This is a genomic window from Streptomyces sp. NPDC107517, assembly GCF_055582645.1.
In genome coordinates this window covers 116,639-133,012 of sequence record NZ_JBVJPM010000020.1, presented here as the reverse complement: position 1 = coordinate 133,012, position 16,374 = coordinate 116,639, and the positions used below count along the sequence as shown (strand labels likewise).

The window sequence follows — 16,374 nt, the reverse complement described above, 5'->3', positions numbered from 1 at the left end:
TTTTCTCCCCTCTTTCTCCTCACCAGTCAGAGGGGCGCGGAGGGGGAAGGAATGCGCATTCCTTCCCCCTCCGAGAGCGGCTAATACCGGACGACTGCCTGACCGGTACTGGCTACTTGAGCGCGCTCTGCTTGGGGACCACGACTCCGTACAGGTCCTGAACGGTGGCGAGCGCGGCCTCGTGAACCTGCTTCGCGGGGATGCCGTTCGGGTTGCCGTTCAGCGGCAGCGGCCGGGTCGCGGACGCGTCGCCGACCACCGTCGGACTGTTGCCGTTGAGGAACGCGCCCTGGGTCGTGAACAGGGTGCACATGTTCGTCATGAATCCGGCGATGATGACGTTCTTGCGCCCGGCCTTCTTGACCTCTTCGGCGAGGTCGGTGTGGTGGAAGCCGTTGGGGACGGTCTTCTCGACGACGGGCTCGCCCTTCGCCGGCTTCAGCGCCGGAATGATCTGGCCCGCCTTGGACTTCAGGTCGTAACCCTTGTCGACGATGTGGATGACCGGCGTGCCCGCCTCACGGGCGCGCTTCAGCAGGGCTTCGGCGTTGCTCACCGCGGAGTGCCACCCGTCGAGTTCCATCACACCCTGGGTGTAGGTGTTCTGGTAGTCGACGAGGATCAGCGTCGCGTCGGAGAGCTTCGCCGGGGTCTCGTCCAGCTTGTTGAGCTGCCGCAGCGTCGTCGTGTCCTTCGCGGCGTCCTTCTCCCCGGAGGCCTGCCCGACGTCCTTCTCCGCGGCGTGCGACGCCCTGCGGTCGGTACGTGCGGCGGCTTCGGAGCTTGTGCCGCACGCCGTTGCGGTGGCCGCGAGAACGGTGGCGAGACTCAGCGCGGCGGCTGAACGCAGCAGCTGCATCAGACGATCTCCTTCTGGGTCGGAACGACGACGCCGTACAGGTCAGCGATGGTGGCGAGGGCGCTGTAGTGCACCTGGCAGGCGTCGAGGTCGGTGCCGGCGACCGGCAGCGAGCGGGTGGCGGTGGCGTCGGCGACGACCGTGGGGCGGTTGCCGCGCAGGAACGCGCCCTGCGCGGTGAACGCCACGCACATGTGCGTCATCCAGCCGGCGATGACGACGTCCTGCCCGTCGGGGACGTGCGTGCCCAGGTCGGTGTCGACGAACGCGTTCGGGACCTGCTTGACGACGACGGCCTCGCCGTCGACCGGCGCGACACGGGGGTGGATCCGACCGATCTCGGCGCGGATGTCGTACGGGGTGCCCTCGCCACCGTCGTTGATGACGTGCACGACCTTCGTGCCCTCCTGGCGGGCCCGTGCCAGCAGCTGCGCGGCGGCGTCGAGCGAGGCCTCCCACCCGTCGAGTTCCATCACGCCCTGGGTGTAGGTGTTCTGGAAGTCGATCAGGATCAGCGTCGAGTCGGCCAGCTTCGCGGGCGTCTCGTCGAAGCCGTTGAGCTCGCGCAGCGTGGTTCTGGACATGGGTGTACCGCCTTCGGTCTTCGCGTGAGGTTGGCAGCCCGAGCGATGCGGTGGGCTGCGACCAAAACGCTATGACCCAGCAGGCGTGTCGACAATGACGTCTAACATGCAGATACCGACATGCCGCTCGCGCACCACCGGGGGCACGGCAGATCGACCAGGGGGACTCATGCAGGACATCGCCGCACGGCTCATCGTCATCGTCCTCTTCGAAGGCGTCGACCTGCTCGACGTCACCGGGCCACCGGAAGTGTTCTCACTGGCCCGACGCGAGACCGAGGACGCGGCGGGCTATCACGTCGTCCTCGCCGCCGAGAGCATGGACCCGGTCACCACCTCCGCCGGAGTCCGGATCCTCCCGGACATCACCTTCGGGGAGGCCGCCGAGGGGAGCATCGACACGCTCATCGTGCCCGGCTCGGTGGAGGTCGACAGCGAGCGCCGGGTACGCGCGCTCGTGGACCCCGAGCTGGTCGGCTGGGTGAAGACACTCGCCGACCGCACCCACCGGGTCACGTCCGTGTGCGTCGGAGCACACCTCCTCGCCGCGGCCGGCCTCCTCGACGGCAAGCGGGCCACCACGCACTGGTCGACGGCGCCCCAACTGGCCGCGGACCACCCGGCCGTGGAGGTCGACGCCGACCCGATCTTCATCCGCGAGGGGAATGTGTGGACCGGAGCAGGCATCAGCGCCTGCCTCGATCTGTCACTCGCCCTGATCGCCGACGACCTGGGCGAAGCCATCGCACTGCGCGTCGCCCGGCAGCTCGTCATGTACTTGAAGCGGCCGAGCGGACAGAGCCAGTTCAGTGTTCCTCTGGAACAGCTCTCCACGACACGGCGCATCGAGGATCTCCGCCACCACATCATGCGCAACATCAGCCGGCCGCTGACCGTCGTGGACCTCGCCGAGTACGCGCACGTCAGCGACCGGCACCTCACCCGGCTCTTCAAGAACGAACTGGGCACGACCCCGCACGCCTACATCGAATCCGTCCGCGTCGAGAAGGCACGCCACGACCTCGAATCCTCCGACGCCACCCTCGAACGCATCGCGTCCACCTGCGGATTCGGCACGACGGACACCCTGGTCCGGGCGTTCCGACGACGGCTGGACACCACACCGACGGAGTACCGCCGCAGATTCCGGGTGCCCCAGACCCGCTGACGCCTGAGACCCCGGTGGCGGCCGGGACCGGTCCGGTCCTCGGCGGGATTCTGGTGCAACATTTCGGATGGCGTGCGGTGTTCTGGGTCAACGCGCCCGTCGCGCTCGTGATCGCCGCGCTCGCCCTCGCCGTCCGTACGCCGATGCCACTCCCCCACCACGACAACGGGAGCGGGGCAAGAGGCCTGTTGCAGATGCCGGCCAACTCCCTTGGCACCATGAAGCGCCGCACGCGCCCCCACCCCCGGGGTCGCGTGCGGCGCGTCTTCGGGAGTGGTCAGAGTTTCAGGCGGTGCACGCCTCCCTGCACCGTGCCGACGTACAGCCAGCCGCCGTCGGCCGCGAGAGTGGTCGCGTTGAGGTTCTGGAGGCCGGTGGAGATGTTCTGCCAGGTCCGGCCACCGTCCGTGGAGCGCAGGACTCCGCGGCCGCCGCGCGGCAGGGCCGTCTCCCAGTAGCTGGTGGTCGCCGCGTACAGCGCGCCGCCCACCTGGAGCAGATCGCTGACCCGCGTCGGCAGCTTGCCGGTGTCGCCGGTGCGGAAGGTCTTTCCGCCGTCCGTGGAGACCTTGATGGTGTCGCCGCCGGTCAGCATCCGCGAGCCGGTGAACTCGATGGTGTCGACGCGTCCGTCGGCGACCTTGGTGATGTCGTCACCGCCGTCGTCCGAGCGGTAGAGGCCGTCGGGGGCGCCGAGCCACAGCCGGTCCGGGTTCTCCGGGTCACCCGCGACCGCGGTGAAGTACGTCTGGTCGTTGAGCACGTTCTTCCAGGTGGCACCGCCGTCCTCGGTGGAGAACAGGCCCATGCCCTGCAGATTGCCGTACGAGACGTAGACGCGGTCGGGGTCGGCGGGGTGGACGGCGAGGGCGAACACGTCGCCGTTGCCGGCGCCCTTCTCCTCCCAGGTGGCGCCGGAGTCCGCGCTGCGCTCCAGGTGGAAGCCGCCGAAGGCGTCGCCGCGCACCCGCCAGACGATCCGTGAGTCCTCGGCGGAGGTCTGGAGCAGGAGGGTCGAGAGGCCGATGAAGCCCTCGCCGCCGGTGTTTCCCCACTCCGCTCCCGACACAGGGAGTTGGGCACGGTGTGTGCCCTGTTCGCCGGCCGCGAGGAGCTGGTTGCCGCTGACCGCCAGGGAGTTGACGGTGCCGCCCTGGACGCCGAGGCGGTGGTAGTCCTTGCCTTCGGCCGTGCCCCGGTAGACGCCGGCGGAGCTTGCGGAGACGGTCAGCGAGCCGTCGGCCCAACGGTCGAAGTCCGAGGCCACCGAGGAGTCGTTGACGCTCGGGATGGTGCTCCACTGCCGGCCGTGGTCCCGGCCGACCCGGATGTCGCCGCCGTAACTGACGTACATGTCGCCGCCGGTGAGGGTCATCCCCGTGCCCCCGACGCCGTAGTCGTCGAGCGTCGCCCAGGTCCTGCCGCCGTCGAAGGAGCCGACGACGCCCGAGCCGATCTCGTAGAGCGCGACGACCTGGCTGTCCGCCGCGACGGTGACGGAGACCTTGCCGCCGGTGGATTCATGGATCTTGGTGGCCGGGCCGAGTGTGCCGGTGGAGAGGCCGTCGCGCTTCCAGAGGGAGCTGCCCGCCGTGAAGTAGAGGCTGTCGCCGCCGATCGCCACGTCGTAGACCGCGTCGACGGGGATGCCGATGGGCTGCTCCGCCCAGGTGTCGCCGCCGTCCTTGCTGATCAGGAGGTCGGTGGGGGTGACGGCGACCAGGTTCTTCGTCGCCTCGTCGGCGAGGAAGGCCGTGAGGGGGACGTCGGGCGTGTCCAGGGTCTCCCAGGTGCGGCCGCCGTCCTCGGTGCGCAGGATCGAGCTCGTACGGGGGATGCCGGACGCGGTGTTGGCGGCGTACCACCAGCGCTTCGCGTTCTTCGGGTCGATGACGGTGAAGGCCTGGCCGCCCGCGTCGCCGATCGGCAGCCTGGAGTGCTGCTTCCAGGTCGCGCCTCTGTCGTCGGTCGACCAGGGGCCGAGCTTGTTGTACTGGGTGAGGAGGGCGGCCCCGGAGTCGCTCTTCGCAGTGGTGATGTCGCCGCTCTCCGAGTTCGGTCCCACGGGCTGCCAGCGGGAGTCGCGGCTGTCCTCGGGGGTGACCTCGAAGCCGTCGCGGTTGCTCGTCAGGGTCTTGCCGTCGGTCGTCCGTCCGGTCGCGGAGACCAGATGGGCGCCGATGCCGCGGCCGGTGATCTCCGCCTGGTAGACGTTCCCGGAGCGGAGTCTGGTGGTGACCGTGTAGGGCCTGCCGTGCGGCGGTGTCACGGTGAGCACCGGCGCCTTCTCCAGCGGGGCCGGCGTGAAGACGACCGCGGTGGACCTGCCGTCGCTCGGGTCGGGACCCGCCTGCACGAACAGCTGCCGTGCGACCAGGAGATACGGGATGCGCAGGGTCGCGCCGTGCTCGGGGGTGACCGTGACCGTGCCGCCGATCTCGGCCTCGCCCTCGGGGCGGTCGGCGCTCAGGACGACGGTCGCGGTGGCGCTGCCGCCCGCCGGGATGCGCAGGGTGCGGGGGCTGACCCGGGCCTCGCCGCTCACGTCCAGCCGGACGGTTCGGGTCCGTGTGCCGGAGTTGTCGACCGTGAGCTTCTTGCTGCCGCCCACGGTGTGCCGGGAGAGGTCGGCGAGCCCGTACGAGAGGGTGGCCGGCATCGTGGTGACGGCGGCGTCCGCCCGGTCCGCGGCCGCGGCGACGTCGAGCCGGCCGGAACCGGCGGTCGCCGTCCCGTAGTCCTTCAACTCCTTTGCACTGCCGACGAGTTCGGAGGTGACCTTCGCCGGGGTCTCACCGGGATGGAGCTGGCGCAGCAGAGCCGCGGCGCCCGCGACGTGCGGTCCCGCCATCGAGGTACCCGACATGCGGTAATAGCCGGGCCCGTAAAGGGACTTGGGGACCGTCGAGCGGATGTCGTACCCCGGTGCGACGAGGTCCGGCTTGAGGTTCCAGTTCAGGTCGGGGCCGCGCGAGGAGAAGGACGCGATCCTGTCGGTGACGTCCGTGCCGCTGATCGTCACCTCGACCCTGCCGTCCGCCAGACGGCGGCCGAGCTCGGCGAACTGGGTGGCGTCGACGCCCAGCATGACCATGGAGTCCATGCGCAGCGAGTCGCCCGACTCCTTGACGGACGTCGCCGGGTCGAGCGGCACGGTGCCGTCCGCGCCGTGCGGCGTCCGGCCCGAGCCGCCCGACCGACCCGAGCCGCCCGGCCGACCGGCCGTGTCCGGCCCTCCGGCGAGCACCGGTCCGCCGCCCGAGTTCAGCCCGCCGATGACGGCGAGCGCGCCGCGGCGCTCCGCCTCGCGGGCCGTCTCGATCTCCGAGGCGTACAGGTCGTCACGGACGGCCGCGACCATCATCTCGATGCGGACGACCTTGCCCTTGACGTCTCCGGCCCGCTCCCAGTCCTGCGGGCTGCCCTGGCCGAGGTCGACCAGTTCGGTGGTGACGGGCTTGGCGGGCGGGTTCGCCGAGATCATGCCGCGGTAGGTCTGGATCTTCTTGCCGCCCTTGTAGACGGCGCCGGGTATGCGCAGCCCGCTGACCGAGGCACCGACCGCGATGACGCCGTCGGCGGCGGCCGGGGAGCCGACAGTGCCGCTGCCCGGACCCTCGTTGCCGGCCGAGGCCACGACGACAACTCCCGCCTTGGTCGCGGCGGTTGCGGCCATGCCGAGCGGGTCGTGGCCGTCCCCGTAGCCGCCGATGCTCATGTTGATGACGTCGGCGCGGTTCGGATTGGCCGGGTCGATCGCGGCCTCGATGCCGGCGACGATGTCGGAGGTGTAGCCCTCCCCCGCGGCGTCCATGACCTTGTACGCGAGGAGGTCCGCGCCCGGCGCCACCCCGGTGACTCCGCCCTTCTCGGCGGCCTTGCCCGCGATGATGCCGGCGACATGGGTGCCGTGGCCGTTGTCGTCCATGGGGTCGGTGTCGCCGTTGACGAAGTCGTAGCCGCCGACGACCTTGTGGCCCTTGCCGAGGGCGCCGCCCAGGTCCGGGTGGCTGTAGTCGACGCCGCTGTCGAGGACGGCGACGGTGACGCCCTTGCCGTCGGCGCCGTTGCCCGCCGGGTCCTTGCGCTGCCAGACCTGCGGCGCGTTGATCAGCGGCACGCTGTCGTCGGTGAGGATGTGCACCTTGGTGTCGGGGACTACGGAGGTCACCCCGGGCAGTTGCTTCAGCTCGGCGACCTCGGAGGCCTTCACGGTCACGGCGACCGCGTCGAGCAGCAGGTTCAGGCGGCGCGGGGAACCCGGGCTCAGCCCGGCGTCCTTCGCGTCACCGAGGAACGTCTTCTGCCGGGCGGCGAGGGAGGCGCGGTCGGCGCCGATCTCCTCGGCGTCGGCGGACCGCAACGTGCCCTTGCCCGTCGCGGCGGCATCCCCGGACAGCGTGACGATGACGCGCTGCTCGGGGTCCTGGTGTGGGTCCGCACCGGCGGACTGGGGCACCGCGGACAGCGGGCCGCTGATGACGGCGGCCGTGAGCCCGGCAGTGAAGGTTCTTCGAGGGGTCATGCCAGACGAATTAATCGGACGCGAGTGGTCCGGACAACGATTTGGCCTGGCCCATTGCTGCCGCTGGCACACACGGGCCAAGATCCGCCCATGCCTCAGCTGACCGCCGCGGGAATCGAAGCCTTCGACGAGAGCGTCTACCGCGCGATCCTCGTCCGGCACACCGCCGCGCCCGCCGACCTCGCGGGCGATCTGTCCTGCTCCACCGAGCGAGTGGCCCGCGCGCTCGACAGGCTGCGCGAGAACGGCCTGGTCGGACGGCTCGCGGGCACCCGCCGCCGGTACGCGGCCATTGAGCCGGGCGCTGCCCTGGAGTCTCTGGTCCGCTCCCGAACCGCCGATCTCGACGGCGTCCGGGCGGCGGCCGGCGAGCTGTCACGGCTGTTCACCGCGGCCCGGCAGGGCGGCTCCGAACAGGTCGAAGTCATCACCGGCGGCGAGGCGTTGGGCCGCTGGTTCGTACAGCTTCAGCAGGAAGCGCGTGACGAGGTCATCACCCTGGACCGCCCCCCGTACGCGCTGACCACCTCCAACCCGGTCGAGGCGACAGCCCTCACCCGGGGTGTCCGCTACCGCGCCGTCTACGCCCCCGAGGCGCTGGAGTGGCCCGGCGTCCTGGGCGACATCCGTGAGCTGGTGGCGCACGGCGAGCAGGCCCGCGTCCTGCCGGGCCTGCGCATCAAGCTGGCGATCTCCGACCGCCGCCTCGCCCTGATGCCGCTCTCCCTCGACTTCACCACCGAGGTACGCGCCGCCGTCATCCGCCCGTCAGCCCTGCTCGACGGCCTGATCGACTACTGGGAACTGTGCTGGCGCACCGCGACCCCACTGGGTGCCCCCGCCGAGGAAGACCCGCTCGGCGAGGAGGACCGCCAGATGCTGACCCTCCTCGTCGGCGGCCTCAAGGACGAGGCGATAGCCCGCCAGTTGGGCTGGTCGGTACGGACGATGCGGCGCCGCATCAGCCGCCTCCACGAAGAGCTGGGCGCCGCGAACCGCTTCCAGGCGGGCGTGATCGCGGCGCGCCGGGGGTGGATCTGAATTCCCGTCAGTCGTAACCCGGTTGAAGACCTAGCTCCCGGCGGCTTCCAGTTCGTCGGAGCGTCCGGCGTCCAGACGGGGCCACTGGGCGGTGGGGCGTCCGTCGGTGCGCATGTAGTTGCCGCTGATCTGCGGCCAGCCGGCGGGCGAGTCCTCCCACGGCTCCTGCCGCCCGTACACCGTCCGGTCCAGCAGGCTGTACGTCTGATCCATGGCCTCGACGCCGCGGCCTGTGGTCCAGTACGTCTCGAACACGCGGTCTCCCTGGCGCAGATAACACGCCAGCATGAACGGGCCACGCCCCGCCATCAGCGTGTCGATCGAATCCTCGGCCGAGTACCAGGGCACGTCCCAGCCCATGAAGTCGCGGTAGCGGACGCTCACCTCGTACGGGCCCTGGCACAGTGTCGCGTAGGTGACGTCACGGGAGTGCAGGTAGGACAGCTCGCGGACCTGACTGTTGAAGAACGTGCAGCCCTCGCACTGGTCGGCGGCGGGGTGTCCGGCGTGCCACATCTGGAAGTACGCGATGAGCTGCGTGCGCCCCTCGAACGCGTCCAGCAGGGTGACCCGACCTGACGGGCCGGTCAACGGGGCGCCGGCGTCCACTTCCACCATGGGCAGCCGGCGGCGGGCCGCCGCGATCGCGTCGCCTTCACGGGTACAGGCCTTCTCCCTGATCCGCAGCGCGTCCAGTTCCGCCTGGTAGGCGGCTCGGTCGACGGCCTTGGGCGCGGGTGCGCTCGTTTCGGTGCTCATGAGAACTCGTCCCTTCATGTCCTTGTCCGGAGGGCCTTCTCTGCCTCGCTCCAGAGCGACTGTCACCCCACCGACGAATGCGGACCCCCCGGATCGACACCTGCGGCGAAAAAGTTCACCGATCTGGACGACGCCAGTCACCGCTCGCCGTTTCCGCTGGTCAGCTCTCGGATCCGGCTGGTCAGATAGCGGCGCTCGGCCTCCGTCGGCGCCAGTTTCACCGCTTCCTCGTACGCGTGCCTCGCCTCGTCCCTCCGGCCGGAGCGGCGGAGCAGGTCGGCCCGGGTCGCGGGCAGCAGGTGGTAGCCGTCGAGCCGCCCGGATGCGGCCAGCTCGTCGACCAGCGCCAGGCCGGCCGGGATACCGTCCGCCATCGCGACCGCCACCGCCCGGTTCAGCTCGACCACCGGGGACGGGGCCAACCGGGCCAGTTCCGCGTACAGCACCGCGATCTGCGGCCAGTCCGTGCTCTGGGCGTCGGGAGCGGTGGCATGACAGGCGGCGATCGCGGCCTGTACCTGGTACGGCCCGCTGCGCCTCGTGGCCAGCGCCTCGTCAAGGGTCTCCAGCCCTTCGGCGATCAGCCCTTGATCCCACCGGCTCCGGTCCTGCTTCTCCAGTGTGACGAGCACGCCGTCGGACGTACGGGTCGTGCGCCGCGCCTCGTGCAGCAGCATCAGGGCGAGCAGCCCGCGTGGCTCGGATTCGCCGGGCATCAGCCGGATCAGGACCCGGGACAGCCGGATCGCTTCGGCGGTCAGTGCCCGGCGGTCGTCCGCGCCCTCGTCGTCGTACCCCTCGTTGAAGATCAGGTAGAGCACGGCGAGGACGGCGGACAGTCGCTGCGGGAGCAGGTCGGCGGGTGGCACGCGGTACGGGATGCCGGCCTCGGCGATCTTGCGTTTGGCGCGGACCAGGCGCTGCGCCATCGTCGGCTCGGCCGTCAGGAAGGCGCGGGCGATCTCGGCGGTGCTCAGCCCGGCCAGCGTACGGAGGGTGAGCGCGACCCGTGCGGGGAAGGGCAGCGCCGGATGGCAGCAGGTGAAGATCAGCCGCAACCGCTCGTCCGGGATGTCCTCCACCGGCGGTTCATCACGGTCGCGGGTGATCACGGCCAGCTGGCGCAGTTTGGCCGCGCCCGCGGCGTCGCGCCGCAGCCGGTCGGTGGCGCGGTTGCGGGCTGTGGTGGTGAGCCATGCCCCGGGGCGGCGCGGCACGCCGTCGCGCGCCCAGGTCGTCAGCGCTGCGGCGAACGCGTCCTGCGCGCAGTCCTCGGCCAGGTCCCAGTCGCCCGTCGCCCGTCGCCCCGATCAGGGTCGCGACCACCTGGCCCCACTCGTCCCGGAACGCCTCGTCGACGGCCCTCCGGACCTGGTCCTCCGGTGCGGTCATTCCCAGACCGGGCGGATCTCGACGCCGCCCCAGCGCGCGTACGGATGGCCCTCGGCGATCGCGATCGCCTCGTCCAGGTCGGCGCACTCGACGATCACGAAGCCGCCGACGAAGTCCTTGGTCTCCGCGAACGGACCGTCCGACACCAGGGTTTCGCCGTCCCGGACCCGGACCGTGGTCGCGTCCACCACCGGACGCAGCCGCGCGCCGACGAGCATGCCGCCCCGACGGTCGAGATCCGCGAGCCAGGCCTGGTGTGTCGGGTCCGCCTCGAGCTCCTCGTTACTGGGCGAGACCTTCTCGTCGTCGCAGATAAGCAGCACGTACTTCACCCTGTTCATTCTGCCTCCGCTGCCCCCGTCGTGAGAGGTTCGCATCACGACGCAGGTACGCGTCGCGCAACCGGCAGCGCCCGAGTCCCTCCGGGGCGGCAGCACCTTCACGGCCGCAGCGCAACGCGGCAACGAGGAGTCGCGCCCCGGCCACACCTCTCCCATGGCGCCGCGGCCGAGCGGATCCTTGAGCTCATGGCGCCCGGCGAACGTCACACCGGAAAGCTCCCTCCGTATCCCCGTCCGGACCGGTCGCGCGGCCGGGTTCACTCACTGGCCTCATCGTGTCTCTGAGCCGTCACACTTCAGCGGCGCCTGCGGTTTCGGACGACGGGCCTCCATGAGGCTCCTCGCTCTGGCGATTGTTGGCGGCGCGCGGTGTGCGGTAGGCGCGGAGGGAGGCGTTCGTCGCTGCCACCGCCGCGACCGCCAGCGTGGCGGACAGGCCGCCGGTGACCAGGGCGAAGGGGGCGGAGGTCGCCGATGCCATCAACCCACCCCGGAAATTGCCGAGTTCGGGACCAGCGACGCCGATGACATGTTCCACGGAGGAGACCCTCCCCCGGTACGCGTCAGGGGTCTCCAACTGGACCAGCGCACTGCGGGTGACGACGGAGACGGTGTCGGCGGCACCGGCCACGGCCAGGCAGCCGAGGGCCGGCCACAGCGGCCCGGAGAGGCCGAAGCCGGCCAGCGCCAGGCCCCAGACGGCAGCCGCGCCCAGCTGGACCAGGCCGCCGCGGCGCCAGCGTGTCACCGTGCCGGAGAGGAGGCCGGCCGTGATCCCGCCGACCGCGACGGCCGAGAGGAACAGGCCGAGGGTCTGCGGGTCGCCGCCGAAACGGATCTCGTTCACCAGCGGGAACAGCGCGATCGGCATGGCGAGGAGCGTCGCGGACAGGTCGGTGACCATCGAGCCCCACAGCGTCGGGCGACGCAGGACGATCCGCCAACCGCCGCGCTCCGGACGCCGCTTGGCGACAGCCGCATCCACCCCCTCGGGCCTCATGGCCGGAAGTCGGATCACAGCGAGCATCGAGACCACCGTGGCCACCGCCTGGGCGGCGTAGGCGACAGGGAGGTCCCAGCGGGCGATGATCAGCCCGGCCAGCGCGGGCCCGGCCAGCATCGCCACCTGGAAGGAGATGTTGGTCAGCGCGAGGCCGGCCGCGACCTGGTCGGCCGGCAGCAGCCGGACCGGGAACGTGCGCCGGGCCGGGGCACCCAGCGCGCCGCAGGCGGTTCCGGCAGCAACCAGGGCGAGCAGCAGGAACACGTTCCGGTTGCCCGCGAGGGCCTGCGTCGACAGCCCTGCGGCGACCAGCAGTTGGCCTGCCGTAGTGGCCCGCACCAGCGCCCGGCGGTCGACACGGTCGGCGAGCGTGCCGCCGGTCAGCCCGAACAGCACCATCGGCAGGCCGGTGGCGAGCCCGATGGCGCCGGTGCCCACTGTGCTGCCGGTCAGGTCCCAGACCTGGGCGAGCACCGCCACGGTCGATATCTGGCCGCCGAGCTGGGAGGCCGAGGTGCCGATCCACAAGTCGCGGAACGGCCGGCTGCGACGCAGCGGACGGGTGTCGAGGAACCGGACCCGCCCCTTCATTCCGGAGGCCCGGCGAGGTGGTGGCGGATTCGCTCCCGCATCGACCGTTGCTCCAGCGCCCGCCGTACCTCCTCCACGACAGCGGTCATCGCGTGCGGGATCTCCCCGTCCAGTTCGGCCACCGTCGCGTGCGTGGCCCGCCACTCGGCCTCCAGGAACGGCACCAGCGAACGTCCGCGCTCGGTCAGGTTGATCCGCCGCGTGCGGGCGTCGGGCCCCGGTTCGGAGGTGACCAGATCCTCCTTGCGCATGGCGGCGACGGTCTGACTGATCGCGGAGTGCGAGCGGTTGAGGGACTCCGCGAGCTCGCGGATGGTGAGCGGTCCGGTATGGGCCAGCCGGATCAGCGGGTACGCGAACCGCGGCCGCACCCCCTTGATGCCGCGCTCGACGTATACCTGCTCGATGTCGGCATCCATGGCGGCCAGCAGCTCGTGCAGCGAGTGCCAGGGGTCGGGTAGCGCGGTGGGGTCAGAAGCGGTGGGGCCAGAAGATGTCACAGCACTAATATAACAGCGCTGTCATAGCAGCGTGTCGTAGCGGCGCCCGGACAGGTCGGGGCGGTCCGGGTATCCGGCTTCCGACTTGCGGCTTCCGGCTTCCGGCTTCCGGCTTCCGGCTTCCGGCTTCCGGACCCACTGTTTCCGTGATCCTGCGGGCCTGCACCAGACCCTGCGTCATCGCACCATCGGCCGGACGGAGCCGGAGTCGAACCCCTCGACTTGATAGGCAAGTGAGGAGTTGCCTATCATGTGGACATGGCCGACGATCTCTTCAAAGCCTTGGCCGACCCCACCCGCCGCACCATCCTCGACGAGCTCACGGAGAAGTCCGGACAGACACTGTTCGAGATCTGCGGGCGGCTGAGCATGAAGCATCAGCTGGGCACCTCGCGCCAGGGTGTCTCCCAGCACCTGGCCGTGCTGGAGGCCGCCGGACTCGTCGAGAGCAGGCGAGAGGGCCGATACAAGTTCCACGACCTGAACACGGAGCCGCTGCGGCAGATCACCGAGCGATGGCCCGTGCGCACGCCCACACCCCACACATCAGGACCGGAGGACAGCGCCTCATGAAGATCCACCTGACCAGCGTCTTCGTCGACGACCAGGCCAAGGCCGAGCACTTCTACACCGAGATCCTCGGCTTCGTGAAGAAGCACGACGTCCCGGTCGGCCCGGAGGCCCGGTGGCTGACCGTCGTCTCACCCGAGGAGCCCGGCGGCACCGAACTCCTCCTGGAGCCCGCCGGCCACCCGGCCGTCAAGCCCTACCGCGACACGCTCGTCGCGGACGGCATCCCGCTCGCCCAGTTCGCCGTCGAGGACGTACAGGCAGAGTACGAGCGTCTGAGCGGTCTCGGAGTCACCTTCACCCAGGAGCCCCTGGAAATGGGCCCGGTCACCACGGCAGTCTTCGACGACACCTGCGGCAACCTGATCCAGATCGCGACAAAGCCGCAGTAGGCGCCGGACGGCGGCGCGGGCACGACCCGGAACTCCCCGAATCCCCCGCCGCCGTCGCCCGTTCAACGCTGCCCGAGCGAGCCCCGCCCCTCCGTCTCGGGCGGCTCGCCGCGACCAATCGTCTTCGACCAACGCAGTGTTGACGGTGCCTGGACCGAGACCGTGCCCGCTTTCTCCACCCCCGTGACACGGAATTGGTGATACCTGGTGTTCACTTCACTCTGAACGCATTCCAGCGGAAATTCGGCATCCACCGGCTTCACCGAGACCTTGATCTCACCCTTGCCCTGACATCGCACGGCGACGATCGGAGCATCGCCTTCGCCCTCATGGAGCACGAGGGTGCGCCCCCCACGAGTCTCCCCGTGGCGAGCAGCGAGAGTCTCGCGCTCGTCCGACTCGAGCGGAGCCATCACGGCTCCCACGCCCGACACCCACCGCTCAAACGTTGGCCCCCAGCGCAACTTGCACCCTTTGCGACCCTCCCGCCACGTTCGATCATCCGGCACCTCGCCCCTTGCATGGAGACCGCTCCGATGTCAGAACTGCAGATCGATGCCCTCGTCTTCGACGTACTCGGCACGCTCGTCGACGAGCCCGCCGGTATCCGCGCCGGCATTCGTGAACTTGACCCGTCGCTCGACAGTCCGGCGCAGATCGAAGAGCTGCTGTCGATGTGGCAGCAGCAGATCGACCGCGAGCAGCGGCGCATCCTCGACGGCGGGCGGTCCTACGTCACCAGCGACGCGCTCGACCTGGAAGCCGCCCGGCTCGTCGCCGACGCCGCAGGGATCGACGACCCGACGGCCGTAGCGGCGCTGGCCCTGTCAGGTCGTCGGCTCCCGCCGTGGCCCGACACTGCGCCAGGTCTTGCCCGACTCGCGGAACAGCACCCGCTGATCGGCCTCTCCAACGCGAGCCGGACGGCGCTGCTCGAAGTCAACGCCCACGCCGGCCTGCGCTGGCACCAGGCACTGTCGGCCGAGGACGCCCGGACGTACAAGCCGGATCCAGCGGTCTACCAACTGGCTGTCACCGTCTCCGGACGACCGCCGGAGCGATTGCTGATGGTCGCCACCCACGCCTGGGACCTGCGCGCGGCACAGAACGCGGGCCTGCGCACCGCCTACGTCACCCGCCCGGTCGGCGACCCGCCCACCGCTGCGGACCAATTCGACCTGTACGCCGACGACTTGAGCGACCTGGCCGACCAGATCGACTCCGGCCGCGGGAAGTGACCGGCGTCGTCACATGACGCTCGTCCGAGGGCTCACGACCGAGTCCGGATCCCCCGACGTCCATACCGTGTCGCAGGAAGTGCAGGCGAATCTGTTGGACAGGCCGTCGGTGTGGCAACCGCAGCTGGGGCACTGTTCCGTCGTGAAGTAGGCATTCACGACATACGAGCGTAGTCGCGAAAGCCAGTCGGGGCTGCCGGCAGTGCGTTCGCTTCATGGCGTCGGACGACTCCGTTGCCTCGGCCGGCGGACCCGAGTCCCGGTGATCGCTGGGCTGCTCCAGGCCGGCGAAGACACCGTCCGCGACGTGCTCCATCGGTTCGACGACATCGGTGGCATGAAGACGGCGAGCGGTACGACCTGGAGCACTTCCAGCTCATCCCCGCGGACAACGCCTGGCATGTCCGAGTCCGACGGAGCACCTACTGGGCGCTGACGTCTCCGCAACTGAAAGAGTTCGTGGCTGAAGCCGGCTTCACGAACATCAGCCGGCACAGTCCGGCCTCCAGCGGCCACTACCAGCCCGTGCTCACCGCGCAGCGCGCTCCGTCAGCGCAGTAGCTCAGACATCGGTGCCGCCCTGCCTGGCTCTCCGTTCATCCATGGCAAACTGGTGAACGTTACCGGCGCAGCACTAGAGGATCTGGACGAGATCAAGAACCGCCCGCAGTGCGTTCGGGCGTCGATCGACGGGCAGGTGGTCGACCAGATGAACCGGACACCCGAGCACCGCCGCCCCGGCGTCCGCGACACGATCGTCGCCGACCATGAGGACCTCGCCGGGCGGCAGTCCGAGCTTGTCGCAGGCCACTCGGAAGAGCCCCGGATCCGGCTTCTGCACGCCGTGCTCGAAGGAGAGGACGTACGCGTCGACGAGGCTGTCGACACGGTGGTCGCGGAAGACGGGCCGCAGGTCCCAGCCGATATTGCTCACCACAGCGACGGAGACGCCCCGCCCACGCAGAGCATGAAGCGTCGCCTCGGTGTCGGGATAGGGGCGCCATGCGGCCGAAGTGCGATGCCGGTCATACAGAGCCTCGGCCAGCTCCGCCGACGGGAGTGACGCCTCGCGGGCAAGAGCGGTAAACGCAGCACGGTGTTGCTCGGCACTGAGGTCCCGTTCACGCCACAGCCCATCGAGATGCGACGGCAGCGTGCGAGGTGGAGCCCCTCCGGGCAGAGCGCCCGCCTCGGTCAACCGGCTGACACACGCCGCGAGTTCGTCCTCCCCCATGTCGAGTCCGGCCTCGGCAACAACCGCTCCCAGCCATTCCGAGACCGACTCGATACGGAAGAGGGTCCCGGAAAAGTCGAACATCACACCTTTGATCATGACGGCGATCCTCGCCTCCCCCATCACCGGTACGCAAGCCCGGCAGCGGCCTGGGCAACGGACGACGCTCCTGGCGGC

Annotated in this window: 14 protein-coding genes and 2 pseudogenes; 6 read left to right on the top strand and 10 right to left on the bottom strand. The window is 70.2% G+C overall.

Annotated elements, in window-relative coordinates; genetic code table 11:
* Window positions 1-112: 112 nt before the first annotated feature.
* Both ACZ67T_RS34365 and ACZ67T_RS34360 read right to left on the bottom strand, forming a co-directional pair.
* Complete coding sequence (locus ACZ67T_RS34365) at window positions 113-859, bottom strand: cysteine hydrolase family protein (protein WP_469989324.1); 747 nt, start codon at window positions 857-859, stop codon at window positions 113-115.
* Window positions 859-1,443 (bottom strand): isochorismatase family protein, encoded by a 585-nt coding sequence (locus ACZ67T_RS34360; protein WP_469989322.1) that lies wholly within the window; start codon window positions 1,441-1,443, stop codon window positions 859-861. The genes ACZ67T_RS34365 and ACZ67T_RS34360 overlap by 1 nt, the downstream gene beginning before the upstream one ends.
* 169 nt (window positions 1,444-1,612) lie before the next feature.
* Between ACZ67T_RS34360 and ACZ67T_RS34355 the strand changes: the two genes are divergently transcribed.
* A complete protein-coding gene (locus ACZ67T_RS34355) occupies window positions 1,613-2,611 on the top strand; it encodes a GlxA family transcriptional regulator (RefSeq protein WP_469989320.1) in 999 nt (332 codons plus the stop codon).
* Between the two features lie 14 nt (window positions 2,612-2,625).
* A pseudogene (locus tag ACZ67T_RS34350) lies at window positions 2,626-2,772 on the top strand (MFS transporter); the annotation flags it as partial.
* Window positions 2,773-2,888: 116 nt separating this feature from the next.
* On the opposite strand, the gene ACZ67T_RS34345 reads toward ACZ67T_RS34350, so the two are convergent.
* The gene (locus tag ACZ67T_RS34345; RefSeq protein WP_469989318.1) at window positions 2,889-7,136 is read right to left on the bottom strand and encodes a S8 family serine peptidase; all 4,248 of its coding nucleotides are present in this window, start codon (window positions 7,134-7,136) and stop codon (window positions 2,889-2,891) included.
* A 90-nt stretch (window positions 7,137-7,226) separates the two neighbouring features.
* On the opposite strand from ACZ67T_RS34345, the gene ACZ67T_RS34340 reads away from it, so the two are divergent.
* Window positions 7,227-8,177 carry a helix-turn-helix domain-containing protein gene (locus ACZ67T_RS34340; RefSeq protein WP_469989316.1) on the top strand — a complete coding sequence of 317 codons (951 nt, stop codon included), beginning with the start codon at window positions 7,227-7,229 and terminating at the stop codon, window positions 8,175-8,177.
* A gap of 30 nt (window positions 8,178-8,207) precedes the next feature.
* Here ACZ67T_RS34340 and ACZ67T_RS34335 read toward each other — a convergent pair whose 3' ends face one another.
* From ACZ67T_RS34335 to ACZ67T_RS34315, 5 genes and pseudogenes are all read right to left on the bottom strand, one after another.
* Window positions 8,208-8,936 carry a DUF899 family protein gene (locus ACZ67T_RS34335; RefSeq protein WP_469989314.1) on the bottom strand — a complete coding sequence of 243 codons (729 nt, stop codon included), beginning with the start codon at window positions 8,934-8,936 and terminating at the stop codon, window positions 8,208-8,210.
* Window positions 8,937-9,073: 137 nt separating this feature from the next.
* Window positions 9,074-10,328, bottom strand: a pseudogene (locus ACZ67T_RS34330) (RNA polymerase sigma factor).
* The gene (locus tag ACZ67T_RS34325) at window positions 10,325-10,669 is read right to left on the bottom strand and encodes a YciI family protein (protein ID WP_393581996.1); all 345 of its coding nucleotides are present in this window, start codon (window positions 10,667-10,669) and stop codon (window positions 10,325-10,327) included. The pseudogene ACZ67T_RS34330 and the gene ACZ67T_RS34325 overlap by 4 nt, the downstream one beginning before the upstream one ends.
* Before the next feature lie 289 nt (window positions 10,670-10,958).
* Window positions 10,959-12,263: an MFS transporter gene (locus ACZ67T_RS34320; RefSeq protein WP_469989312.1), complete on the bottom strand. Its 1,305-nt coding sequence runs from the start codon at window positions 12,261-12,263 to the stop codon at window positions 10,959-10,961.
* Entirely contained in the window at window positions 12,260-12,763 is a 504-nt protein-coding gene (locus tag ACZ67T_RS34315; RefSeq protein WP_469989311.1) for a MarR family winged helix-turn-helix transcriptional regulator, read from the bottom strand. Before ACZ67T_RS34315 ends, ACZ67T_RS34320 begins: the two co-directional genes overlap by 4 nt.
* Window positions 12,764-13,021: 258 nt before the next feature.
* On the opposite strand from ACZ67T_RS34315, the gene ACZ67T_RS34310 reads away from it, so the two are divergent.
* On the top strand, window positions 13,022-13,336 hold the full coding sequence (locus tag ACZ67T_RS34310) for an ArsR/SmtB family transcription factor (RefSeq protein ID WP_469989309.1): 315 nt from the start codon (window positions 13,022-13,024) through the stop codon (window positions 13,334-13,336).
* Window positions 13,333-13,725, top strand: coding sequence for a VOC family protein (locus ACZ67T_RS34305; protein WP_469989307.1), 393 nt, complete (start codon window positions 13,333-13,335; stop codon window positions 13,723-13,725). Before ACZ67T_RS34310 ends, ACZ67T_RS34305 begins: the two co-directional genes overlap by 4 nt.
* Before the next feature lie 62 nt (window positions 13,726-13,787).
* Here ACZ67T_RS34305 and ACZ67T_RS34300 read toward each other — a convergent pair whose 3' ends face one another.
* Window positions 13,788-14,138, bottom strand: a complete 351-nt coding sequence (locus ACZ67T_RS34300) for a hypothetical protein (protein ID WP_469989305.1) — start codon at window positions 14,136-14,138, stop codon at window positions 13,788-13,790.
* A 123-nt stretch (window positions 14,139-14,261) separates the two neighbouring features.
* Between ACZ67T_RS34300 and ACZ67T_RS34295 the strand changes: the two genes are divergently transcribed.
* Complete coding sequence (locus tag ACZ67T_RS34295) at window positions 14,262-14,963, top strand: haloacid dehalogenase type II (protein WP_469989303.1); 702 nt, start codon at window positions 14,262-14,264, stop codon at window positions 14,961-14,963.
* A 634-nt stretch (window positions 14,964-15,597) separates the two neighbouring features.
* Here the strand turns inward: ACZ67T_RS34295 and ACZ67T_RS34290 are convergent.
* Window positions 15,598-16,296 carry an HAD family hydrolase gene (locus ACZ67T_RS34290; RefSeq protein ID WP_469989301.1) on the bottom strand — a complete coding sequence of 233 codons (699 nt, stop codon included), beginning with the start codon at window positions 16,294-16,296 and terminating at the stop codon, window positions 15,598-15,600.
* Window positions 16,297-16,374: the final 78 nt, after the last annotated feature.